Raw genomic sequence first — 21,548 nt, forward strand, 5'->3', positions numbered from 1 at the left:
GTGATCAATAGCCAGCTTCGGCTTCGGCCACGTCACCCGCATCGGCCTGTGCGGCCGCAGCCTTGGCAGCAGCGGCTACGGCACCAGCATTGAGCAGCTTGTCACGGATCTGCTTCTCGATCTCGCTACCGATAGCGGGATTCTCGTGCAAGTACTTGGCAGCATTCGCCTTGCCCTGACCAATCTTGTTGCCTTGGTAGCTGTACCAGGCACCCGACTTCTCGACCAGGCCCTGAGAGACGCCCAAGTCGATGATCTCACCGTTACGGTAGATACCTTTGCCGTACAGAATCTGGAATTCTGCTTGACGGAACGGTGGCGCCACCTTGTTCTTGACGATCTTGACGCGGGTTTCGCTACCCACCACCTCGTCGCCTTCCTTAACTGCACCGGTGCGACGGATATCCAGGCGAACCGAGGCATAGAACTTCAGTGCGTTACCGCCAGTGGTGGTTTCTGGGCTACCAAACATCACGCCGATCTTCATACGGATCTGGTTGATGAAGATGACCAGGCAGTTGGCGTTCTTGATGTTACCGGTGATCTTGCGCAATGCCTGGGACATCAGGCGAGCTTGCAGGCCCACATGCATGTCACCCATTTCGCCTTCGATTTCAGCCTTGGGTACCAGGGCAGCCACGGAGTCGACAATGATGACGTCGACGGCGTTGGACCGTACCAGCATGTCGGTGATTTCCAGCGCCTGCTCACCCGTATCGGGCTGCGAAACCAGCAGGTCATCTACGTTGACGCCCAGCTTGCCGGCGTACTCGGGGTCAAGGGCGTGCTCGGCATCGACGAACGCACAGGTGGCGCCACTTTTCTGGGCTTCGGCGATGACCGAGAGCGTAAGCGTGGTTTTACCTGACGATTCCGGGCCGTAGATTTCGACGATACGGCCTTTCGGCAGACCGCCAATACCCAGCGCGATGTCCAGCCCCAGAGAGCCGGTGGAAATGGAAGGGATGGCCTGGCGCTCATGGTCGCCCATGCGCATGACGGCGCCTTTACCGAATTGACGTTCGATTTGACCCAGGGCCGCAGCCAAGGCGCGCTTCTTGTTGTCGTCCATTGAAATCCTCACGTGTTCGACTTGGCCCTGATGGCCGGATAACTGTATAAGTAGCCAGTATTATTCCACAGGCGAGCGCCCGAGCAAACCCCCGATTTCGATTTAACCGGTGCCAAGCTGTAACAAGCCTTCTAAGGCGGCGACGACGGTTTGGTGCCGCACGCCCTCGCGGTCGCCTTCGAACTGACGACGCACGCTGACGACCCGCTGCCCATCGCCCCAAGCCAGCCACACGGTACCTACGGGCTTGTCAGCCGAACCGCCGCCAGGACCGGCCACCCCGCTGACTGCTACGGCGAAGCGGGCGCCGCTGGCCTGCTGCGCGCCCGCGACCATGGCCTCGACCACCTCCTGGCTTACCGCGCCCACGTGCTTGAACAGCGCCTCGGGCACCCCGAGCTGACGCGTTTTCTGCCGGTTGGAGTAAGTCACGTAGCCGGCTTCGAACCAGGCCGAGCTGCCGGCGATCCGGGTAATGGCCTCGGCAATGCCGCCGCCGGTACAGGATTCGGCAGTGCTCACCTGTGCCCCCAGGCGCTGCAGGTGGTCACCCAGGCGAGTGGCGAGTGTGGTAATCGGATCCATGCGAAAGCTCCTTGAAGACTGACCACTACCCTATCACCCCAATAGAGAGGCTGGCCGGGCAAACGTTCAGGTTTTCCAAGCTCCTGCCGCAGCGCCCAGGGTGGACATGCGCGGCGTTCGGCGCCTGCATCGCACCGAAAAAGCCTGTACCATTGCCGGTTTACCCTCGCCAACCAGATCACCCGCTGTAGGCCGACCATGTCCGATCTCTCCGCACATACCCCAATGATGCAGCAGTACTGGAAGCTGAAAAACCAGCATCCTGACCAGCTGATGTTCTATCGCATGGGCGACTTCTACGAGATCTTCTATGAAGATGCGAAAAAGGCCGCCAGCCTGCTGGACATCACCCTGACCGCGCGCGGTCAGTCCGCCGGCCAGTCCATTCCCATGTGCGGGGTGCCGTTTCACTCCCTCGAGGGTTATCTGGCCAAGCTGGTCAAGCTGGGCGAATCGGTTGTCATCTGCGAGCAGATCGGCGACCCGGCCACCAGCAAGGGGCCGGTCGAGCGCCAAGTGGTGCGCATCATCACGCCAGGGACCGTCAGCGACGAGGCATTGCTCGATGAGCGCCGCGACAACCTGATCGCAGCGCTGCTGGGCGACGAGCGTCTGTTTGGCCTGGCCGTGCTTGACATCACCAGTGGTCACTTTGGCGTGCAGGAGATCAAAGGCTGGGAAACCCTGCTGGCTGAACTGGATCGCCTCAACCCGGTCGAGCTGCTCATCCCGGATGACTGGCCACGCGACCTGCCTGCCGAGAAACGCCCCGGCGCGCGTCGCCGAGCGCCTTGGGACTTTGACCGCGACTCGGCGCGCAAGGCGCTCTGCCAACAATTTGCCACCAAGGACCTCAAGGGCTTTGGCTGTGACAAGCTGACCCTGGCCATCGGCGCCGCCGGCTGCCTGCTGGCCTATGCCAAGGAAACCCAGCGCACGGCGTTGCCGCACCTGCGCAGCCTGCGTCACGAGCGGCTGGACGACACAGTCATTCTCGACGGCGCCAGCCGCCGCAACCTGGAGCTGGACGTCAACCTGGCAGGCGGGCGCGACAATACCCTGCAATCAGTCGTCGATCGTTGTCAGACCGCCATGGCCAGCCGCCTGTTGAGCCGCTGGCTGAACCGCCCGCTGCGCGACCTCAAGGTCATACAGGCCCGCCAAGATTCGATCCGCTGCCTGCTCGACAGCTACCGGTTCGAAAAGCTGCAGCCCCAGCTCAAGGAAATCGGCGACATCGAGCGCATCCTGGCCCGTATCGGCCTGCGCAATGCCCGCCCACGCGACCTGGCGCGCCTGCGTGACGCACTGGGTGCCCTGCCCGAGCTGCAGAATGCCATGACCGAGCTTGAGGCGCCGCACCTTGCACGCCTGGCCGCGATCACCGGCACCTACCCGGAGCTGGCCAGCCTGCTGGAGCGTGCGGTGGTCGACAACCCGCCAGCCGTAATCCGTGACGGTGGCGTGCTCAAGGCTGGCTATGACAACGAGCTCGACGAGCTGCTGGCCATCAGCGAGAACGCCGGTCAGTTCCTGATCGACCTCGAGGCACGTGAGAAGGCACGCACCGGCCTTGCCAACCTCAAGGTCGGCTACAACCGTGTGCATGGCTATTTCATCGAGCTGCCTTCCAAGCAGGCCGAACAGGCACCGGTCGACTATATCCGCCGGCAGACCCTCAAGGGCGCCGAGCGCTTCATCACCCCGGAACTCAAGGCGTTCGAGGACAAGGCGCTGTCGGCCAAGAGCCGCGCCCTGGCCCGGGAAAAGATGCTCTACGACGCGCTGCTCGAGACCCTGATCAGCCACTTGGCGCCACTGCAGGACAGTGCCGCCGCCCTGGCTGAACTGGACGTACTCAGCAACCTGGCAGAGCGGGCCCTGAACCTGGACCTGAACTGCCCACGCTTCGTTGAAGAACCGTGCCTGCGCATCGAGCAGGGGCGTCACCCCGTGGTAGAGCAGGTGCTCACCACGCCGTTCGTGGCCAACGACCTGGGCCTGGACGACAGCACCCGGATGCTGATCATCACCGGGCCGAACATGGGTGGTAAGTCCACGTACATGCGCCAGACCGCACTGATCGTGCTGATGGCACATATCGGCAGCTTCGTGCCAGCGGCGCGCTGCGAGCTGTCGGTGGTCGACCGCATCTTCACCCGCATTGGCTCCAGCGACGACCTGGCAGGGGGGCGCTCCACCTTCATGGTGGAAATGAGCGAAACCGCCAATATCCTGCACAACGCAACCGACCGCAGCCTGGTGCTGATGGACGAAGTAGGCCGCGGCACCAGCACCTTCGATGGCCTGTCGTTGGCCTGGGCAGCAGCCGAACGCCTGGCGCGCCTGCGGGCCTACACCTTGTTCGCTACCCACTACTTCGAACTGACCGTGTTGCCCGACAGTGAGCCGCTGGTGGCCAACGTGCACCTCAATGCAACGGAGCACAACGACCGCATCGTATTCCTGCACCACGTGCTGCCAGGGCCTGCGAGCCAGAGTTATGGCCTGGCGGTCGCGCAACTGGCAGGTGTACCGGCGGTGGTCATCCAGCGCGCTCGGGAGCACCTGTCGCGCCTGGAAACCACCAGCCTGCCACACGACTCGACCCAAGTCCCGAAAGCGCAGGATGCACCGCAAGTGCCGCACCAGAGCGACTTGTTCGCCAGCCTGCCCCACCCGGCGATCGAGAAGCTGGGCAAGCTGCAGCTCGATGACATGACACCGCGCCAAGCTATCGAAATGCTATATCAACTAAAGAACCTGTTATAACGGCAGCCATGACAAGCTGGTAGAATCCGCCGCGGTTTGCTGGTACTGCACGGTTATTAGCCTGGCCTGCAGCCAAAACCCGCAAACCGCGCGGCCTGAGAGGAAGGGCCGCCGCCGTCGCCTGAGGAGAGAACTAGAAATGACCTTCGTCGTCACCGACAACTGCATCAAATGCAAATACACCGACTGCGTGGAAGTCTGTCCGGTGGACTGCTTCTACGAAGGCCCGAACTTCCTGGTCATCCACCCGGATGAGTGCATCGACTGTGCACTGTGCGAACCAGAGTGCCCGGCACAAGCCATTTTCTCGGAAGACGAAGTGCCATCGGGCATGGAGAACTTCATCGAGTTGAACGCCGAACTGGCTGAGATCTGGCCCAACATCACCGAGCGCAAGGATGCACTTCCTGATGCTGAGGAGTGGGACGGCAAGCCAGGCAAGATTGCCGACTTGCAGCGCTAACGTCGCGTGAACAAACGAAAAGGCCCGCAAGGGCCTTTTTGCTGTAGCGCGAAAGACCAGTGATGCAAATGTGACCGCCGCCACGCTGGCTTCTGATACAGCCGTTCCCAAGCGCTGTGCAGTATGCGCTTGGATCAAAGGCCTCCGAACCCAAAAAAAAGGCAAAAAAAAGGGGCGGTTCGACCCGCCCACATTTTTTCCGTAGTCCCTGCTTGTCCTGTACATCGTCCTGATGAAATCGCTTCTTGCGATGTCCTTGGCTCTCTTCCTGAGTGCCTGTGCGTGTCCCTGTGCACAGTTCGAATACTAGCGACCTGAGCGGGATGTGCAACGAGTCCTCCTCACAGGATGTTGCGGCCTACAAACTTTCACATATCTAAATACTTCAATATTTTCAATGAGTTAAGAAGCTATTGCTTTTGAAAACGACATTGGTTTACTGCTACACCCTTCAACAGCTTACGTAACGAGTAAGCAAATGCTTACAGGCCGAACTGCCACTGTGAGCACAATGCTGAATGCGCCTGTGAAACTGCAAACCGGTACGAACGCCTCTGACCGCGCAAGGCTCGTCGATGGCATGGTTCTTCAAACCCCAGACGCAAAAACGCCCCTTTTTATTGGGGCGTTTCTGAACGCAGCGCAAAACCCGGGACTAACGAAAAAGCGACTCGCTGGATAGGCCGTTCTTTTCCAGAATCTCACGCAGCCGCTTGAGCCCCTCGACCTGTATCTGCCGCACCCGCTCGCGGGTCAGGCCTATCTCCAGACCGACGTCCTCCAACGTACTGCTTTCGTGCCCACGCAAGCCGAACCGGCGCACCACCACTTCACGTTGCTTGTCGGTCAGTTCACCCAACCACTGATCGATGCTCTGCGACAGGTCATCGTCCTGCAGCAGCTCGAACGGGTCTGTGGGTCGATCATCCGTCAGAGTGTCGAGCAGCGTCTTGTCCGAGTCAGGGCCCAGGGACACGTCCACGGAGGAAACCCGCTCGTTGAGACCCAGCATGCGCTTGACCTCGGCAACCGGCTTCTCGAGCAAGGCGGCGATCTCTTCCGGCGAAGGCTCGTGGTCCAGCTTCTGGGTCAGCTCGCGCGCCGCGCGCAAGTAAACGTTGAGTTCCTTGACTACATGGATGGGCAGGCGAATGGTGCGGGTCTGGTTCATGATCGCCCGCTCAATGGTCTGCCGAATCCACCAGGTGGCGTAGGTCGAGAAACGAAAGCCCCGCTCAGGGTCGAACTTCTCCACCGCGCGAATCAGCCCCAGGTTGCCTTCCTCGATCAGATCGAGCAACGACAACCCTCGGTTCACGTAGCGGCGCGCGATTTTCACCACCAGGCGCAGGTTGCTTTCGATCATGCGCTTGCGGCCAGCGGGGTCGCCCTTTTGCGACAAGCGCGCAAAGTGCACTTCTTCTTCCGGCGAAAGCAGGGGCGAAAAGCCGATCTCGTTGAGGTACAACTGAGTCGCATCAAGCGCCCGGCTGTAATCGATGTACTTGTGTTGTTTAAGCGAAGAGCCTGATTTGGCCCTGGTCCGAACCGAAGGTACAGCAGGTTCGTCTGACACCACATCCGTTTCCAAAACGATGCCCGTCTCCATGAGTAGAACGTCATCGTCGATGTCAAACTCCGGCGCTTCTTTGCTGAGAGCCATTGTTATAGTCCTTTGCTGAGTTCGAACTCAGACTCGAGCGGCGCCTGTCTCCCTGGCAGCGCTTGAGCCTGTCCCCTCCATGTCAGCGGAACAGACTGGAAACAACAATCAACGGCGTGGCAGGAACTGGAGAGGGTCGACGGGTTTGCCCTGGCGGCGAATTTCGAAATGCAACTTCACCCGATCTGTGCCTGTAGACCCCATTTCAGCAATCGACTGCCCTGCCTTGACCTGCTGCCCCTCTCGTACCAAGAGCCTGCGGTTGTGGCCGTAGGCACTGACATAGGTATCGCTGTGCTTGATGATGATCAGCTCGCCGTAGCCCCTCAAACCACTCCCGGCGTACACCACTGATCCACTGGCCGCAGCAAAAACAGGCTGTCCCAAATCACCGGCGATATCAATGCCTTTATTCAAACTACCGTTTGAAGCAAATTTGCCGATCAAAACCCCGTTCGCCGGCCAGGTCCAACCACCGGCCGCACGCTCGGCCGCAGGCACGGTAGCGACCACCGGCGCGCTCGCCGAGCTGGATGTGGTGACGGTCTTGGTGGTCGTGGCAGGGGTAGATGCCGTGGCACCCACAGGACGGCGAGTGACCGTGGTCCGGCTGGACGAGGACGGGCTGGCCACCACGGTGGTGCTGCCCGAAGCCCCGCTGCTGAAGCGAATCGGCTGGCCAGGGCGAATGGTATACGGCGGGGCGATACCGTTGCGTGCCGCCAGCTCCTTGTAGTCCCAACCGTAGCGAAACGCGATGGAGAACAGCGTGTCGCCTGGCTTGACCACATACTGACCGGAGGTCACGGTCGGCCGTTTGGGCGCGCTGCTGTTGCGGTCGACGACACGCGCACTGTTGCTGCCAGAGCTCGAACACCCCACCAGCAGTGTGCCCATGGCCAGTACCAGCACCAAGAGCCTGAGACCCGAGCTGTCCTTGCGCTGCCGAAAGACTGTGTGACCCACCCGCGCTCCCCTCATGGTGCCGAAAACGTTTCAAGACAAGAATGCAATATTGTTGCAATTATAACGAAGCTCACCGGTCTTGGCAGGCGGCTGCAACACACTCGCGCAACGTGTGTGCACCGCCAGATAGACAGGTCGATCCTGCAAGAATTCGACGCAGGTGCAAAAATAGCCCGTCGATGCCCCGATGAATCAGGCCACCGGCCCATTGAGCAGGGGCACGAAGCGTACCGCTCCGAGTACGCGGCGTGAGAACCCGTGTTCTTCTCGTACGATGAGCATCAACTGCTGCACCTCACCGGGTGATCCTACTGGAATCACCATCCGCCCACCCGGCGCCAATTGATCGAGCAGCGCCTGGGGCACTTCCGGCGCAACGGCGGTGACGATGATGCCATTGTAGGGGGCCAGTGCCGGCCACCCTTCACAACCATCGCCCCAACGAAACACCACGTTGCGCAGGTTCAGCTCCACCAGGCGTTCCTTGGCCCGGTCCTGCAGAACCTTGATGCGCTCGACCGAGAATACCCGCTCGACCAATTGCGCCAGCACGGCGGTCTGGTAGCCCGAGCCCGTGCCGATCTCCAGCACCTTATCCAGCGGGCCCGCCTCCAGCAGCAATTCGCTCATGTGCGCCACCATGAACGGTTGCGAAATGGTCTGGTTGTGGCCGATGGGCAGCGCGGTATCTTCATAGGCCCGATGGGCCAGTGCCTCGTCCACGAACAGGTGGCGTGGCGTGCGGCGAATCACATCGAGCACCTGGGGGCTGGACACGCCCTCCTCGCACAGCCGCTGGATCAAGCGCTCGCGGGTGCGTTGGGACGTCATGCCGATGCCCCGACGCAACATATCGTCCTCACGCATCAAAGCAAGCCCTCCAGCCAGCCATCGAGCTGCTCGAAGGCGTCGTTGAAGGTTCGGTCAAGCTGCAACGGGGTGATGGAAACATAGCCTTGCATCACCGCATGGAAGTCAGTACCCGGCCCGCCGTCCTCGGCATCACCGGCAACTGCGATCCAGTAGCCTTCCTTGCCACGCGGGTTGACCACCTTGGTGGGTGCCGCAGCCCGCGCCCGATGACCCAGTCGCGTCAGCTGGATGCCACGAATGCGCTCGAGCGGCAGGTTGGGTATGTTGACATTGAGGACGGTACGCGGCGGCAGCGCCAGGCGCGACTGTGCCTCGACCAGACGACGGGCGATATGAGCCGCGGCCGGCAGGTTGTCCGGTTGGCGCGAAAGCAGCGAGAACGCGAGCGACGTACCGCCCAGGAAGCGCCCCTCCAGCGCTGCGGCCACCGTACCCGAGTACAGCACGTCATCGCCCAGGTTGGCCCCCAGGTTGATGCCCGACACGACCATATCCGGGGTGTACGGCAACAGACCGTTCAGCCCCAGGTGCACGCAGTCGGTCGGCGTACCATTGAGGCTTATGAAGCCGTTGGCCAGCGTCTGCGGGTGCAGCGGCCGATCCAACGTCAGTGAGCTGCCGGCGCCGCTCTTGTCTTGGTCAGGTGCAATGACCGTGCACTGCGCGTAATCGGCAAGCGCAGCGTGCAGCGCGGCGATGCCTGGTGCGGTCACACCGTCGTCGTTCGAAATCAGAATACGCATGGGCTGTCCGTCTGCCCTGCCGACACCAGATCCACCACCTCGCGCACCACGACGGTGGCGAAGCATCCGGCCGGAAGGACGAATTCCAGTTGCAGGATATCAGGCTCGGGATAATGCCACGTAAGGCCAGTAATAGGGAGCCGCAGAATACGCCGTTCGTGATCCATGCCCGCCTTTGCCAACCACTGGCACAGCGCGGGATGGGCGGCACCGACCGAATTCTCCAACGCCCCGGTTCGAGCGCCGGCTGGCGAATCACCCTCGCCCCACAGAGGGCCTGTAGGGTGCAGGTCGAGAACAGCCAGGCGAGGATCGGCGCATTCGGCCTCAGCAGCGGGGAAAAAACTGCGGCTGTTGGTGAACGCCAGCAGATCGCCCACTTGCGCACGGGTCCAGCTGCCATCGTTTACCCGTGCGGCCAGCACCTGGTTGAACAGGTAGCTGCGACCGGCTGAAAGCAGGCGCGAGCGAACGTTACGTTGCTCAGGCAAGGCCTGGCGCTCGGCCCAACCCAGGGCGTCATGCACGTTGCCGCCGGCATGCCCGAAGCGCTGGGTACCGAAGTAATTGGGCACACCGTTCGCCTTAAGCTGGGCCAGGCGCGCATCGACAGCCTGATGATCGGCTGCCAGTTGGGTCAGGCGCAGCGTGAAGCCGTTGGACGAATGCGCGCCGCGCTGCAATTTACGCTGGTGGCGCATCTGCTTGAGCACGCGCAGATTGGCATCCTCGGCCCGCGACAGGTCTGGGTCGGCCTTGCCCGGCAAATGCAGGCTGAACCACTGGCGGGTCAAGGCCTGACGGTCCTTGAGCCCGGCGTAGCTGATGGCGCGCGCAGGCACGCCGGCGGCCCTGGCCAGGCGGCGGGCCGCTTCCTCGGTATTGAGCTCACGCTTTTCCACCCATAGCCACAGGTGCTCGCCTTGGCCAGACAGCGGGATATCAAGCACTTCGTCGACCTGAAAATCTTCGGCAACGGCCTTGAGCACAGCCGTGCCCAGGGCTTGCCCCGATGCCCTTGGGCCCAACAGATCCAATTCGGTCATGCCGGCAGCAACAGGGCAACCGCGTGCACGGCGATCCCCTCCTCACGCCCGGCGAAGCCCAGCTTCTCGGTCGTCGTGGCCTTGACGTTGACTTGGTCGAGGCCCACCGCGAGGTCGTCGGCGATGCGCTGGCGCATGACCTCGATGTGGGGTGCCATCTTCGGCGCCTGGGCAATGATGGTGGCGTCGACGTTGCCCACTTGCCAGCCCTTGGCCCGAACGACATCCAGCACATGACGCAGCAGCACGCGGCTGTCGGCGCCCTTGAATTGCGGATCGGTGTCGGGGAAGTGCTTGCCGATATCACCCAGTGCGGCGGCGCCGAGCAATGCATCGCTCAGGGCATGCAGCAGCACGTCACCATCGGAATGGGCCAGCAGGCCGAACTTGTGGGGGATACGCACCCCGCCCAGGGTAATGAAATCACCGTCGCAGAACCGGTGCACATCGTAGCCGTGGCCAATACGCATAAGAAAACGCCCTGAATGAGTCAGGGCGTGATTCTACCTGCATTTGCCACGCCAAGGTGCAGAGCCGGCGAACGTCGCCGGCTGGCTGCCCTACGGCTACACCCGTCCCAGGGCTACCGCGTGGTGGCGCAGGTGCTCCTCGATGAAGCTGGCGATGAAGTAGTAGCTGTGATCGTAGCCAGGCTGCAGGCGCAGGGTCAGCTCATGACCGCCTTTGCGCGCCGCTTGCTCCAGGGCCTCAGGCTTGAGCTGCTTTTCGAGGAAGTCGTCGCGATCGCCCTGGTCCACCAGCAACGGGGGGCACTGCCCCGACGGGGTTTCGGCCAGCAACACGCTGGCATCCCACTCGCGCCAACGGGTGCGCTCTTCACCCAGGTAGCGGCTGAAGGCCTTTTCGCCCCAAGGGCAATCCATCGGGTTGCAGATCGGCGAAAACGCCGACACCGAGCGATAGCGGCCGGGGTTGCGCAATGCGCAGACCAGGGCGCCGTGCCCGCCCATGGAGTGCCCACTGATGCTGCGCTCGCCCGAGGCGGGGAAATGCGCCTCGATCAGGGCCGGCAGTTCCTGCACCACGTAATCATGCATGCGGTAGTGCTGAGCCCAGGGTTGCTGCGTGGCGTTGAGGTAGAAGCCAGCACCTAGACCAAAGTCCCAGGCACCGTCAGGATCGCCGGGTACCTGCTCGCCGCGAGGGCTGGTGTCGGGCGCCACGATGATCAGCCCCAGCTCTGCGGCCAGGCGCTGGGCGCCGGCCTTCTGCATGAAGTTCTCGTCGTTGCAGGTCAAGCCGCTAAGCCAGTACAGCACCGGCAGCTTCTCGCCCTGCTCGGCCTGAGGTGGCAGGTAGACGGCGAAGACCATGTCGCAACCCAGCACCTTGGAGGTGTGGCGGTAACGCTTGTGCCAGCCGCCGAAGCTCTTCTGGCAGGAAATGTTGTCCAGGGTCATGGCAAGCCTCAGAAGTGGATGACGCTGCGAATGCTCTTGCCTTCGTGCATCAGGTCGAAGGCCTTGTTGATGTCCTCCAGGCCCATGGTATGGGTGATGAAGGTATCCAGCGGAATCTCGCCCTTTTCGGACATTTCCACGTAGCTCGGCAATTCGCTGCGGCCACGCACGCCGCCGAAGGCCGAACCGCGCCAGACGCGCCCGGTGACCAATTGGAACGGCCGGGTGGCGATTTCCTGACCGGCGCCGGCGACACCGATGATCACCGACTCGCCCCAGCCCTTGTGGCAGCACTCCAAGGCGGCACGCATCAGTTGCACGTTGCCGATGCACTCGAAGGAGAAGTCCACGCCGCCGTCGGTCAGGTCGACGATCACTTCCTGGATCGGGCGATCGTGCTCCTTGGGGTTGATGCAATCGGTAGCGCCCAGTTGGCGAGCGATTTCGAACTTGGCCGGGTTGATGTCGATGGCGATGATGCGCGAGGCCTTTGCCTTGACCGCACCGATGATGGCCGAGAGGCCAATGCCGCCCAGCCCGAAGACGGCGACGGTATCACCCGGTTGTACCTTGGCGGTGTTCAGCACTGCGCCAATACCCGTGGTCACGCCGCAGCCCAGCAGGCAGACCTTCTCCAGCGGCGCCTCTTTCTGGATCTTGGCCACCGAAATTTCCGGCAACACGGTGTATTCGGAGAAGGTCGAGGTGCCCATGTAGTGGAACAACTGCTGACCCTTGTAGGAGAAACGCGTGGTGCCGTCGGGCATCAGGCCCTTGCCCTGGGTGGCGCGGATGGCCTGGCACAGGTTGGTCTTGCCGGACAGGCAGAATTTGCACTTGCCACACTCAGGGGTATACAGCGGAATCACATGGTCACCCACCGCCACCGAGGTCACGCCCTCGCCCACGGCTTCGACGATGGCGCCGCCTTCGTGGCCGAGGATCGACGGGAAGATGCCTTCCGGGTCAGCACCGGACAAGGTATAGGCATCGGTGTGGCACACGCCGCTGGCGACCACGCGCAGCAACACCTCGCCCGCCTTGGGCATGGCCACATCGACTTCGACAATTTCCAAGGGTTTCTTGGCTTCGAAAGCTACGGCAGCGCGGGATTTGATCATCGCAGGGTCTCCAGATACGTGAATGAAATCGGCAGACAGTGTATTTCACCCGCAATTGTTGAATAATCCGGTGAAAGACAAAACATTATTGCCGTGCAGGGATAATCATGAATAACCGCTGGGAGGGCATCGATGAATTCGTTGCCGTGGCCGAATTGGGGCAGTTCACGGCGGCAGCGCAACGGCTGGGCGTGTCCTCTTCCCATGTAAGCCGGCAGATAGCGCGCTTGGAAGAACGCGTACAGACGCGCTTACTGTATCGCAGCACACGAAAAGTCACGCTCAGCGAGGCCGGCCAGACGTTTCTGCAGCACTGCCAGCGCTTGCAGGACGGGCGCGAGGAAGCGCTGCGGGCGATGGGCGATCTGGCCAGCGAGCCCAAGGGGCTGCTGCGCATGACGTGCGCCGTGGCCTATGGCGAGCGCTTCATCGTGCCCTTGGTCACCCGTTTCATGGCGTTGTACCCGCAGTTGAGGGTGGACGTCGAACTGAGCAACCAGACCCTGGACCTGCTGCACGAAGGCATGGACCTGGCCATCCGCCTCGGTCGCCTGGCCGACTCGCGCCTGATCGCGACGCGCCTGGCACCCCGGCGCATGTACGTGTGCGCCTCGCCAGGCTACCTGGCGCGCTACGGCAGGCCGCACAGCCTGTCGGAACTGGCCAGGCACAACTGCCTGATAGGCAGTTCGGATGTGTGGGCGTTGCAAATGGAGGGGCGTGAAATCAGCCAGCGCGTTCAGGGCAACTGGCGGTGCAACAGCGGCCAGGCGGTGCTGGACGCGGCGCTTCAAGGCATCGGCTTGTGCCAACTGCCGGATTACTACGTGCTCGAACACCTGCACAGCGGTGCTTTGGTCCCGCTGCTGCAAGCCCACCAACCTCCCAATACGGCGGTGTGGGCCTTGTACCCGCAGCAGCGGCACCTGTCGCCCAAAGTGCGGCGCCTGGTGGACTATCTGAAAGAGGGCCTGGCAGGTCTGCCGGAGTATCGGGCATGACCGGCGCTCAGCCACAATGGCGGGCGCTGGCAGCCTGATTCAATCACTGGCGAGGTGAACGGCCCAGGTCAACGTCTCCCACTCCAGCGCTGGCGCAGCCACTCCAGGTCTTCAGGGCGCGTAACCTTGAGGTTGTCACTGCGGCCCTCGATCAGCCGTGGCGATTGACCGGACCATTCCATGGCCGAAGCCTCATCGGTCACCACCACATCCGACACCAGGCACTCGGCCAGTGCCCGATGCAGCGCCCCCAAACGGAACATCTGCGGTGTATAGGCCTGCCAAATGGTGCTGCGGTCAACCGTGGCGCTAACGCGCCCGTGGCCGTCGGCCCTTTTGAGCGTGTCACGGGCAGGTACGGCCAACAGGCCGCCCACCGGATCATCTGCCAATTCCGATAGCAGCTTGTCCAGGTCACTGCGTGCCAGGTTGGGCCGCGCCGCGTCGTGCACCAACACCCAGTCATCATCTTCCGCGCCCTGGGCATGCAACAGCAACAAGGCATTGAGCACCGAGTCAGCACGCTCGCGCCCTCCGGCAGCCCGGCGGATGCGCGGGTCGCTGGCGCACCGAAGGCCGGGCCAGTACGGGTCATGTTCAGCGATGCTGACCACGACCCCCTTGAGGGAGGGGTGGCCGAGAAAACACGCCAGGCTGTGCTCGATGATGGTCTGCCCTGCCAGCTCCAGGTATTGCTTGGGACGATCGGCAGCCATGCGAGCGCCCACACCCGCTGCAGGAATCACGGCCCAGAAGGCCGGCAAGCGTTCACTCATTTCTGGGGCAACTGAAAGAGGGTTTCGCCTTCCTTGACCATGCCGAGCTCGTGGCGGGCACGCTCTTCGACGGTTTCCATGCCTTTTTTCAACTCCAGCACTTCGGCGTCGAGCACACGGTTACGCTCCAGCAGCCGCTCGTTCTCGGCATGCTGCTCGTCAATCTGCTGCTTGAGCTCGGCCACCTGCGCCAGGCTGCCATTGCCTACCCACAAACGGTATTGCAGGCCGCCCAGCAGCAGAAGCAGGACCAGGAACAACCAATAAGGACTGCGCATCAAGATATCCAGGTTGAAAGACCCTGTTGGTTCAGGGTCTCAGATAGCACGAAGCCTGGCCTAAGCCAGGCTTCTCAGACAGAAACCCGATGGAACGTAGGAAGTTACGGTACGAACGTTCCTACAGCTCCGGCTGCTGTCTTTTTACCATCTCTTGCTTAGCCGCGAAACTCGGTACGGCCACGGTAAACCGCCTTGGCACCCAGTTGCTCTTCGATGCGCAGCAATTGGTTGTACTTCGACACGCGGTCAGAACGGCACAGCGAACCGGTCTTGATCTGACCGGCCGCAGTACCCACGGCCAGGTCGGCGATGGTGGAGTCTTCGGTTTCACCCGAGCGGTGGGAGATCACGGCCGTGTAACCGGCGGCCTTGGCCATCTGGATGGCCTCCAGGGTCTCGGTCAGCGAGCCGATCTGGTTGAACTTGATGAGGATCGAGTTACCGATGCCCTTCTCGATGCCTTCCTTGAGGATCTTGGTGTTGGTCACGAACAGGTCGTCACCGACCAGCTGCACCTTCTCGCCGATCTTGTCGGTGAGGATCTTCCAGCCAGCCCAGTCGGACTCGTCCAGGCCATCTTCGATCGAAATGATCGGGAAGCGCTCGGTCAGGCCTTTGAGGTAGTCGGCAAAGCCTTCGGCGTCGAACGACTTGCCTTCGCCGGACAGGTTGTACTTGCCGTCTTCATAGAACTCGGAGGCGGCGCAGTCCAGGGCCAGGGTCACGTCGGTGCCCAGCTTGTAGCCGGCTTTCTCGACGGCTTCGGCGATGGCGCCGAGGGCATCTTCGTTGGAGGCCAGGTTAGGGGCGAAGCCACCTTCGTCACCGACGGCAGTGTTCAGGCCACGGGCCTTGAGCACGGCCTTGAGGTGATGGAAGATCTCGGTCCCCATGCGCAGGCCGTCGGAGAAGGTCTTGGCACCCACCGGCTGGACCATGAACTCCTGAATATCGACGTTGTTGTCGGCATGCTCGCCACCGTTGATGATATTCATCATCGGTACCGGCATCGAGTACTGGCCTGGAGTGCCGTTGAGGTTGGCAATGTGGGCATACAGGGGCAGGTCCTGATCCTGGGCAGCCGCTTTGGCAGCCGCCAGGGACACGGCCAGGATCGCGTTGGCGCCCAGCTTGGCCTTGTTCTCGGTACCGTCCAGCTCGATCATGGCGTGGTCCAGGGCCTTCTGGTCGGAAGGGTCCTTGCCCAGCAGCAGGTCGCGGATCGGGCCGTTGATGTTGGCGACAGCCTTCAGCACACCCTTGCCCAGGTAACGGCTCTTGTCGCCATCACGCAGCTCCAGCGCTTCGCGCGAGCCGGTGGAAGCACCGGACGGCGCGCACGCGCTGCCGATGATGCCGTTGTCGAGCAGTACATCGGCTTCCACGGTGGGGTTGCCACGCGAATCGAGAACTTCACGACCTTTGATGTCGACGATTTTTGCCATTGTTGTAAGCACTCCAGAATTGACGAAAACAACGCAGCTTAGAAAATTCTTGCCGTTCACCGGACGAGGATGCTGTGGCAGGCCCGGCGAAGGGAGCCCCTGACCGAGTGGTCAGGGGTGAATCGGACGGTACTTTACCCGAGAAAAGTGCTTTACGCGGTTTCTACCGTCGGAAAACTTTTCACCAGGTCATCCAGTTGCTTGAGCTGAGCCAGGAATGGCTCCAGCTTGTCCAGGCGCAGGGCACACGGGCCGTCGCACTTGGCGTTGTCCGGATCGGGGTGAGCTTCGAGGAACAGCCCTGCCAGCCCCTGGCTCATGCCAGCCTTGGCCAGGTCGGTCACCTGAGCGCGGCGCCCGCCAGCGGAGTCGGCACGACCACCCGGCATCTGCAGGGCATGGGTCACGTCGAAGAACACCGGGTATTCGAACTGCTTCATGACACCGAAGCCGAGCATGTCCACGACCAGGTTGTTGTAACCGAAGCTCGAACCACGCTCGCACAGGATCAATTGGTCATTACCGGCTTCTTCGCACTTGGTCAGGATGTGTTTCATCTCCTGGGGTGCGAGGAACTGGGCCTTCTTGATATTGATCACCGCGCCGGTCTTTGCCATCGCCACCACCAGGTCGGTCTGGCGCGACAGGAAAGCCGGCAACTGGATGATGTCGCAGACCTTGGCTACCGGCTCGGCCTGGTAAGGCTCGTGCACATCGGTAATCACCGGCACGTTGAAGGTACGCTTGATCTCCTCGAAGATCTTCAGGCCTTCTTCCATGCCAGGGCCGCGGTAGGAGGTGACCGAGGACCGGTTGGCCTTGTCGAAGCTGGCCTTGAACACATACGGGATACCGAGCTTTTCGGTAACCCGCACGTACTCTTCGCACACCTTCATGGCCAGGTCGCGGGATTCCAGCACGTTCATGCCACCGAACAGGACGAATGGCTTGTCGTTGGCGATATCGATATGACCGACGCGGATGATCTTCTGGGGCATGGATCAGGCCTTGTTCTTCTGGGCGAGCGCCGCCTTGACGAAGCCACTGAACAGCGGGTGGCCATCGCGTGGGGTGGAGGTGAACTCCGGGTGGAACTGGCAGGCGACAAACCAGGGGTGGTCCTTGGACTCCACCACCTCGACCAGGGCGCCGTCTTCGGAACGACCGGAAACCACCAGACCTGCGTCCACCAGTTGCGGCAGCAAGTTGTTGTTCACTTCGTAGCGGTGACGGTGGCGCTCGGTGATGATGTCCTTGCCATAGCACGCATGCACGTTGGAACCTGCAGCCAGCTGGCAGTCCTGAGCACCCAGGCGCATGGTGCCGCCCAGGTCGGACGCCTCGCTGCGGGTTTCGACCGCACCGGTGGCGTCTGCCCACTCGGTGATCAGGCCGACGACCGGATGACCACTATCGCGATCGAACTCGGTGGAGTTGGCGTCGCTCCAGCCCATCACGTTACGGGCGAACTCGATGACGGCCACTTGCATGCCCAGGCAGATACCCAGGTACGGCACCTTGTTCTCACGGGCGTATTGCACCGCCGTGATCTTGCCTTCGACACCGCGCAGACCGAAACCACCGGGGACCAGGATGGCATCGGCGCCTTCGAGCAGGCTGGTACCCTGGTTCTCGATGTCTTCGGAATCGATGTAGCGCAGGTTGACCTTGGTGCGGTTGGTGATGCCCGCGTGGCTCATCGCTTCGATCAGCGACTTGTACGCATCGAGCAGCTCCATGTACTTGCCGACCATGGCGATGGTGACTTCATGCTCCGGGTTGAGCTTGGCGTCGACCACCTTGTCCCACTCGGACAGGTCGGCACCCGTGCACTGCAGGCCGAAACGCTCGACGACGAAGTCGTCCAGGCCCTGGGCATGCAAGACACCTGGAATCTTGTAGATGGTGTCGACGTCTTCCAGCGAAATCACCGCACGCTCTTCAACGTTGGTGAACAAGGCGATCTTGCGGCGCGAGGATGCATCGACAGGATGATCGGAGCGGCAGATCAGCACGTCAGGCTGCAGGCCGATGGAGCGCAGCTCCTTGACCGAATGCTGGGTCGGCTTGGTCTTGGTTTCACCGGCGGTGGCGATGTAAGGCACCAGCGTCAGGTGCATCAGCATCGCGCGCTTGGAGCCTACTTCCACGCGCAGCTGGCGAATGGCTTCGAGGAACGGCTGGGACTCGATGTCACCCACGGTGCCGCCGATCTCGACCAGGGCCACGTCGGCATCGCCTGCACCCTTGATGATGCGGCGCTTGATTTCATCGGTGATGTGCGGGATGACCTGGATGGTCGCGCCCAGGTAGTCACCACGGCGTTCCTTGCGCAGCACGTGCTCGTAGACGCGGCCGGTGGTGAAGTTGTTGTTCTGGGTCATGGTGGTGCGGATGAACCGCTCATAGTGGCCCAGGTCCAGGTCGGTCTCGGCGCCGTCCTGGGTGACGAATACTTCACCGTGCTGGAACGGGCTCATGGTGCCTGGGTCGACGTTGATGTACGGATCCAGCTTGAGCATGGTGACCTTCAGGCCCCGCGCCTCCAGGATGGCCGCCAGGGAAGCCGAGGCAATGCCTTTCCCCAATGAAGAAACAACACCGCCCGTGACGAATATGTAGCGCGTCATGAAAAACCCTAGAAGTCTGCGTTAAAGCGGCCAGCGCCGCCGGAGATAGCGAAGGAGGGCAAACGCCCCCGATCACCTGCGTCAATCACAGTGCATCTCGAAAAACTGCCGCGTGTGTACAGACCAGGGGTAACCCTGGCAGGGCGCTCGCTCGTCATTTCTAAGAATCAGCCCAGCAAAAAACTGCTTGGTAATCGGCAACTCCTGTGTTTTCGCGGAACCCACAGAAGCTGTATCAAGAAGGGAGGGTAGTCTACCCGAATGTACCCACTAGCTCAAACCTTGCGCGCTGGTCGGCAACTGCCAGTGCAGGCAGTAATCGCCCTGGGCCAGACTGGGTAGGTTGGCTACCGCCAGCAGCCGCTCGCCTTGGTAGAGCAGCGGCAGGCGCAGGCGCAGAAAATGCGGCACGTGCAGTTCATTGAGCAAGCGCTTGAGATCACGTCGCCCGCGCCCTGGGATGTCCAGCCACTCCCCGCCCTGACGGTAGCCGATACGCAGGCCCGTCAGCGCGCCTGCGCCAACAAGTCGCACGCTGCCGTTGCCAGGTAAGGCCAACGGCTGATCGGCGTTTTCCCACTCCATGGCCTTACAGGGCGTTTGCAACCAGTCGCCGCTCAGCCACCAGATGCGCCCCTGGCTGCGCACCAGTTGGCCATCGGCCAGTTGCCACACGGGGCAGGCATCGACCGCGGCATTGCGCAGGTCCGCCCAGCCGGCCCAGTGGCGCGCGTCGGGCAACCGGGTTCGGTGGCTGAGCCAATACTGCAACGCATTGCGCTGGCGGGCAGGTGAAAGCGCGAGCAGGCCGGCCAGGTCCAGCGAATCGAGTCCAGGCCAAGCAGCAGGAGCACCCTGGCGTACGGGCGCCAGGTCGTTTTCGGCCAGCTCGTCCAGCAGGCTCAGGGCTTCGCCCAGGTGTTCGGCGGCGCGGGCCAGGTTCTGCCCGGCTTGCGGCCAGCGCTGCACAAGGGATGGCAAGACCTCCCTGCGCAGATAGTTGCGGGCAAACCGTGTATCGGCATTCGAAGGGTCCTCGACCCAGCCCAACGCATGCGCCTGGGCATAGCCTTGCAACTGTTGCCGGGAACAACCAAGCAACGGCCTGACCAGCCTGCCCTGCCCTAGCGCCCGCTCCCTCGGCATCGCCGCCAGGCCACGCAACCCCGCGCCCCGCAGCAGGCGAAACAGCAGCGTTTCAGCCTGATCGTCGCGGTGCTGGCCGGTGAACAGCATGTCACCTGCCGCCAATACCCGCTCGAACGCAGCGTAACGGGCCTGACGGGCAGCCTGCTCCAGGCTCGGGCCTGGGGCGACGTCGACCTCGATGACCTGCAGCTCGACGCCCAGGTCATCGCACACACGCTGGCAATGGGCAGGCCACGCCTGCGCGGCGGGTTGCAGGCCATGATGGATGTGAATTGCGCGCAGCGGCGGTGCAGGATGGCTACGGGCGTAGGCGGCGAGCCAGTGCAGCAGGACGGTGGAATCGAGGCCGCCTGAGAGGGCGACGTACCACGTACGGGCGCATAGCCAGGGGGCGAGATCAATCATCGAGGCCTCGATCAACCTGGGTGACGGATGTGAGTGAGCCTGGGATACAGGCTCACCCGAGGGGCCGACAGGCGGCCCCAAGGGCGATCAGACGCCGTAGCTCATCAGGCGGTCGTAGCGGCGCGCCAACAGTGCGTCGTGGTCCAAGCCGCTGAGCATGTCCAGCTGCTCCACCAGCTCGGCGCGGATGCTTTCGGACATGGCGGCAGGATCACGGTGAGCGCCACCCAGTGGCTCCGGGATGACCTTGTCAACGATGTCCAGGCTCTTGAGGCGCTCAGCCGTGATGCCCATGGCCTCGGCGGCATCGGCAGCCTTGTCGGCCGTCTTCCACAGGATCGAAGCGCAGCCTTCGGGCGAAATGACCGAGTAGGTGGAGTACTGCAGCATGTTCAGCTGGTCGCACACGCCGATGGCCAGTGCGCCGCCCGACCCGCCTTCACCGATCACCGTGGCGATGATGGGCGTCTTCAGGCGCGCCATCACGCGCAGGTTCCAGGCGATGGCCTCGCTCTGGTTACGTTCCTCGGCATCGATGCCTGGATAGGCACCCGGCGTGTCGATGAAGGTCAGGATCGGCATGCGGAAACGCTCGGCCATTTCCATCAGGCGGCACGCCTTGCGGTAGCCCTCGGGGCGCGGCATGCCGAAGTTGCGGCGAACCTTTTCCCGCACTTCGCGGCCCTTCTGGTGCCCGATGACCATGACTGGCTTGCCGTCCAGGCGTGCGGTACCGCCAACGATGGCGGCATCGTCGGAGAAGTGGCGGTCGCCGTGCAGTTCTTCGAATTCGGTGAAGATGTGCTGCAGGTAGTCCAGGGTGTAGGGACGACGCGGGTGACGTGCCAGGCGAGCGATCTGCCAGCTGGTCAGGTTGCCGAAAATGCTTTCGGTCAGGGTATTGCTCTTGTCTTGCAGACGGGCAATTTCATCGCTGATGTTCAGCGAATTGTCGTTGCCTACCAGGCGCAGGCCTTCGATCTTGGCTTGCAGGTCGGCAATCGGCTGTTCGAAGTCGAGAAAGTTCGGGTTCATAGTCATCCGTCTTGGGTCTACGGCCAGGCGGCCGGCCGGTTGATCCGTTTGGCGCCATACCTTAAGGGATCAGGCGCCTTCAGGTCGAGATTAAATGTTGA

At 62.2% G+C, this 21,548-nt stretch carries 20 protein-coding genes; 3 read left to right on the forward strand and 17 right to left on the reverse strand.

Translation table 11 applies throughout. The annotated features are described in order from the left end of the window. Positions 1–4: 4 nt before the first annotated feature. Both recA and ACF8R3_RS04505 read right to left on the reverse strand, forming a co-directional pair. Complete coding sequence (recA, locus tag ACF8R3_RS04500) at positions 5–1,072, reverse strand: recombinase RecA (protein ID WP_023534161.1); 1,068 nt, start codon at positions 1,070–1,072, stop codon at positions 5–7. A 102-nt stretch (positions 1,073–1,174) separates the two neighbouring features. Then, positions 1,175–1,657 (reverse strand): CinA family protein, encoded by a 483-nt coding sequence (locus tag ACF8R3_RS04505; RefSeq protein WP_058639505.1) that lies wholly within the window; start codon positions 1,655–1,657, stop codon positions 1,175–1,177. Positions 1,658–1,855: 198 nt separating this feature from the next. On the opposite strand from ACF8R3_RS04505, the gene mutS reads away from it, so the two are divergent. After that, complete coding sequence (mutS, locus tag ACF8R3_RS04510; protein WP_182138990.1) at positions 1,856–4,429, forward strand: DNA mismatch repair protein MutS; 2,574 nt, start codon at positions 1,856–1,858, stop codon at positions 4,427–4,429. Positions 4,430–4,568: 139 nt separating this feature from the next. Beyond that, positions 4,569–4,892 (forward strand): ferredoxin FdxA, encoded by a 324-nt coding sequence (gene fdxA / locus ACF8R3_RS04515; protein WP_023534129.1) that lies wholly within the window; start codon positions 4,569–4,571, stop codon positions 4,890–4,892. 655 nt (positions 4,893–5,547) lie between these two features. On the opposite strand, the gene rpoS is transcribed toward fdxA, so the two are convergent. From rpoS to ACF8R3_RS04555, 8 genes are all read right to left on the reverse strand, one after another. Further along, positions 5,548–6,555 carry an RNA polymerase sigma factor RpoS gene (gene rpoS / locus ACF8R3_RS04520; RefSeq protein ID WP_023534146.1) on the reverse strand — a complete coding sequence of 336 codons (1,008 nt, stop codon included), beginning with the start codon at positions 6,553–6,555 and terminating at the stop codon, positions 5,548–5,550. A gap of 108 nt (positions 6,556–6,663) precedes the next feature. Continuing rightward, complete coding sequence (locus ACF8R3_RS04525) at positions 6,664–7,521, reverse strand: peptidoglycan DD-metalloendopeptidase family protein (protein WP_326383755.1); 858 nt, start codon at positions 7,519–7,521, stop codon at positions 6,664–6,666. 192 nt (positions 7,522–7,713) lie between these two features. Then, positions 7,714–8,352 (reverse strand): protein-L-isoaspartate(D-aspartate) O-methyltransferase, encoded by a 639-nt coding sequence (locus tag ACF8R3_RS04530; protein ID WP_167339267.1) that lies wholly within the window; start codon positions 8,350–8,352, stop codon positions 7,714–7,716. 35 nt (positions 8,353–8,387) lie between these two features. Beyond that, positions 8,388–9,137, reverse strand: a complete 750-nt coding sequence (surE, locus tag ACF8R3_RS04535) for a 5'/3'-nucleotidase SurE (RefSeq protein ID WP_058605322.1) — start codon at positions 9,135–9,137, stop codon at positions 8,388–8,390. Beyond that, on the reverse strand, positions 9,125–10,183 hold the full coding sequence (gene truD, locus ACF8R3_RS04540; protein WP_197843885.1) for a tRNA pseudouridine(13) synthase TruD: 1,059 nt from the start codon (positions 10,181–10,183) through the stop codon (positions 9,125–9,127). The genes surE and truD overlap by 13 nt, the downstream gene beginning before the upstream one ends. Beyond that, positions 10,180–10,653 carry a 2-C-methyl-D-erythritol 2,4-cyclodiphosphate synthase gene (gene ispF, locus ACF8R3_RS04545; RefSeq protein ID WP_058605320.1) on the reverse strand — a complete coding sequence of 158 codons (474 nt, stop codon included), beginning with the start codon at positions 10,651–10,653 and terminating at the stop codon, positions 10,180–10,182. The genes truD and ispF overlap by 4 nt, the downstream gene beginning before the upstream one ends. 96 nt (positions 10,654–10,749) lie before the next feature. Beyond that, positions 10,750–11,604 carry an S-formylglutathione hydrolase gene (gene fghA / locus ACF8R3_RS04550; protein WP_167339241.1) on the reverse strand — a complete coding sequence of 285 codons (855 nt, stop codon included), beginning with the start codon at positions 11,602–11,604 and terminating at the stop codon, positions 10,750–10,752. An 8-nt stretch (positions 11,605–11,612) separates the two neighbouring features. After that, a complete protein-coding gene (locus ACF8R3_RS04555; protein ID WP_182138992.1) occupies positions 11,613–12,725 on the reverse strand; it encodes an S-(hydroxymethyl)glutathione dehydrogenase/class III alcohol dehydrogenase in 1,113 nt (370 codons plus the stop codon). A gap of 107 nt (positions 12,726–12,832) precedes the next feature. Here ACF8R3_RS04555 and ACF8R3_RS04560 point away from each other — a divergent pair, with 107 nt between their 5' ends. Next, positions 12,833–13,726, forward strand: a complete 894-nt coding sequence (locus tag ACF8R3_RS04560) for a LysR substrate-binding domain-containing protein (RefSeq protein WP_078478980.1) — start codon at positions 12,833–12,835, stop codon at positions 13,724–13,726. Between the two features lie 68 nt (positions 13,727–13,794). Here the strand turns inward: ACF8R3_RS04560 and ispD are convergent, their stop codons facing one another. From ispD to ACF8R3_RS04595, 7 genes are all read right to left on the reverse strand, one after another. Then, positions 13,795–14,502: a 2-C-methyl-D-erythritol 4-phosphate cytidylyltransferase gene (gene ispD / locus ACF8R3_RS04565; RefSeq protein ID WP_197843884.1), complete on the reverse strand. Its 708-nt coding sequence runs from the start codon at positions 14,500–14,502 to the stop codon at positions 13,795–13,797. Further along, a complete protein-coding gene (ftsB, locus tag ACF8R3_RS04570) occupies positions 14,499–14,780 on the reverse strand; it encodes a cell division protein FtsB (RefSeq protein ID WP_023534037.1) in 282 nt (93 codons plus the stop codon). The genes ispD and ftsB overlap by 4 nt, the downstream gene beginning before the upstream one ends. Before the next feature lie 158 nt (positions 14,781–14,938). After that, on the reverse strand, positions 14,939–16,228 hold the full coding sequence (gene eno, locus ACF8R3_RS04575) for a phosphopyruvate hydratase (protein ID WP_058605315.1): 1,290 nt from the start codon (positions 16,226–16,228) through the stop codon (positions 14,939–14,941). 152 nt (positions 16,229–16,380) lie between these two features. Further along, positions 16,381–17,226 (reverse strand): 3-deoxy-8-phosphooctulonate synthase, encoded by an 846-nt coding sequence (gene kdsA, locus ACF8R3_RS04580; protein WP_058605314.1) that lies wholly within the window; start codon positions 17,224–17,226, stop codon positions 16,381–16,383. A 3-nt stretch (positions 17,227–17,229) separates the two neighbouring features. Continuing rightward, complete coding sequence (locus ACF8R3_RS04585; RefSeq protein ID WP_058605313.1) at positions 17,230–18,858, reverse strand: CTP synthase; 1,629 nt, start codon at positions 18,856–18,858, stop codon at positions 17,230–17,232. 270 nt (positions 18,859–19,128) lie between these two features. Continuing rightward, the gene (tilS, locus tag ACF8R3_RS04590) at positions 19,129–20,412 is read right to left on the reverse strand and encodes a tRNA lysidine(34) synthetase TilS (protein ID WP_392515048.1); all 1,284 of its coding nucleotides are present in this window, start codon (positions 20,410–20,412) and stop codon (positions 19,129–19,131) included. A gap of 87 nt (positions 20,413–20,499) precedes the next feature. Continuing rightward, the gene (locus ACF8R3_RS04595; protein WP_058605311.1) at positions 20,500–21,447 is read right to left on the reverse strand and encodes an acetyl-CoA carboxylase carboxyltransferase subunit alpha; all 948 of its coding nucleotides are present in this window, start codon (positions 21,445–21,447) and stop codon (positions 20,500–20,502) included. Between the last annotated feature and the right edge of the window lie 101 nt (positions 21,448–21,548).

Origin of the sequence: Pseudomonas sp. FYR_7, from assembly GCF_043106155.1 — a bacterium.
In the GTDB taxonomy this organism is placed as follows: domain Bacteria; phylum Pseudomonadota; class Gammaproteobacteria; order Pseudomonadales; family Pseudomonadaceae; genus Aquipseudomonas; species Aquipseudomonas parafulva_B.

Excerpts from the sequence above, each read along its gene's own strand:
- eno (WP_058605315.1), bottom strand. The coding sequence starts at position 16,228 with ATGGCAAAAATCGTCGACATCAAAGGTCGTGAAGTTCTCGATTCGCGT.
- tilS (WP_392515048.1), bottom strand. The coding sequence starts at position 20,412 with ATGATTGATCTCGCCCCCTGGCTATGCGCCCGTACGTGGTACGTCGCC.
- ACF8R3_RS04530 (WP_167339267.1), bottom strand. The coding sequence starts at position 8,352 with ATGACGTCCCAACGCACCCGCGAGCGCTTGATCCAGCGGCTGTGCGAG.
- recA (WP_023534161.1), bottom strand. The coding sequence starts at position 1,072 with ATGGACGACAACAAGAAGCGCGCCTTGGCTGCGGCCCTGGGTCAAATC.
- ACF8R3_RS04595 (WP_058605311.1), bottom strand. The coding sequence starts at position 21,447 with ATGAACCCGAACTTTCTCGACTTCGAACAGCCGATTGCCGACCTGCAA.
- truD (WP_197843885.1), bottom strand. The coding sequence starts at position 10,183 with ATGACCGAATTGGATCTGTTGGGCCCAAGGGCATCGGGGCAAGCCCTG.
- fghA (WP_167339241.1), bottom strand. The coding sequence starts at position 11,604 with ATGACCCTGGACAACATTTCCTGCCAGAAGAGCTTCGGCGGCTGGCAC.
- ispD (WP_197843884.1), bottom strand. The coding sequence starts at position 14,502 with ATGAGTGAACGCTTGCCGGCCTTCTGGGCCGTGATTCCTGCAGCGGGT.
- kdsA (WP_058605314.1), bottom strand. The coding sequence starts at position 17,226 with ATGCCCCAGAAGATCATCCGCGTCGGTCATATCGATATCGCCAACGAC.
- ACF8R3_RS04560 (WP_078478980.1), top strand. The coding sequence starts at position 12,833 with ATGAATAACCGCTGGGAGGGCATCGATGAATTCGTTGCCGTGGCCGAA.
- ACF8R3_RS04585 (WP_058605313.1), bottom strand. The coding sequence starts at position 18,858 with ATGACGCGCTACATATTCGTCACGGGCGGTGTTGTTTCTTCATTGGGG.
- ispF (WP_058605320.1), bottom strand. The coding sequence starts at position 10,653 with ATGCGTATTGGCCACGGCTACGATGTGCACCGGTTCTGCGACGGTGAT.
- ACF8R3_RS04555 (WP_182138992.1), bottom strand. The coding sequence starts at position 12,725 with ATGATCAAATCCCGCGCTGCCGTAGCTTTCGAAGCCAAGAAACCCTTG.
- rpoS (WP_023534146.1), bottom strand. The coding sequence starts at position 6,555 with ATGGCTCTCAGCAAAGAAGCGCCGGAGTTTGACATCGACGATGACGTT.
- fdxA (WP_023534129.1), top strand. The coding sequence starts at position 4,569 with ATGACCTTCGTCGTCACCGACAACTGCATCAAATGCAAATACACCGAC.
- surE (WP_058605322.1), bottom strand. The coding sequence starts at position 9,137 with ATGCGTATTCTGATTTCGAACGACGACGGTGTGACCGCACCAGGCATC.
- ftsB (WP_023534037.1), bottom strand. The coding sequence starts at position 14,780 with ATGCGCAGTCCTTATTGGTTGTTCCTGGTCCTGCTTCTGCTGCTGGGC.
- mutS (WP_182138990.1), top strand. The coding sequence starts at position 1,856 with ATGTCCGATCTCTCCGCACATACCCCAATGATGCAGCAGTACTGGAAG.
- ACF8R3_RS04505 (WP_058639505.1), bottom strand. The coding sequence starts at position 1,657 with ATGGATCCGATTACCACACTCGCCACTCGCCTGGGTGACCACCTGCAG.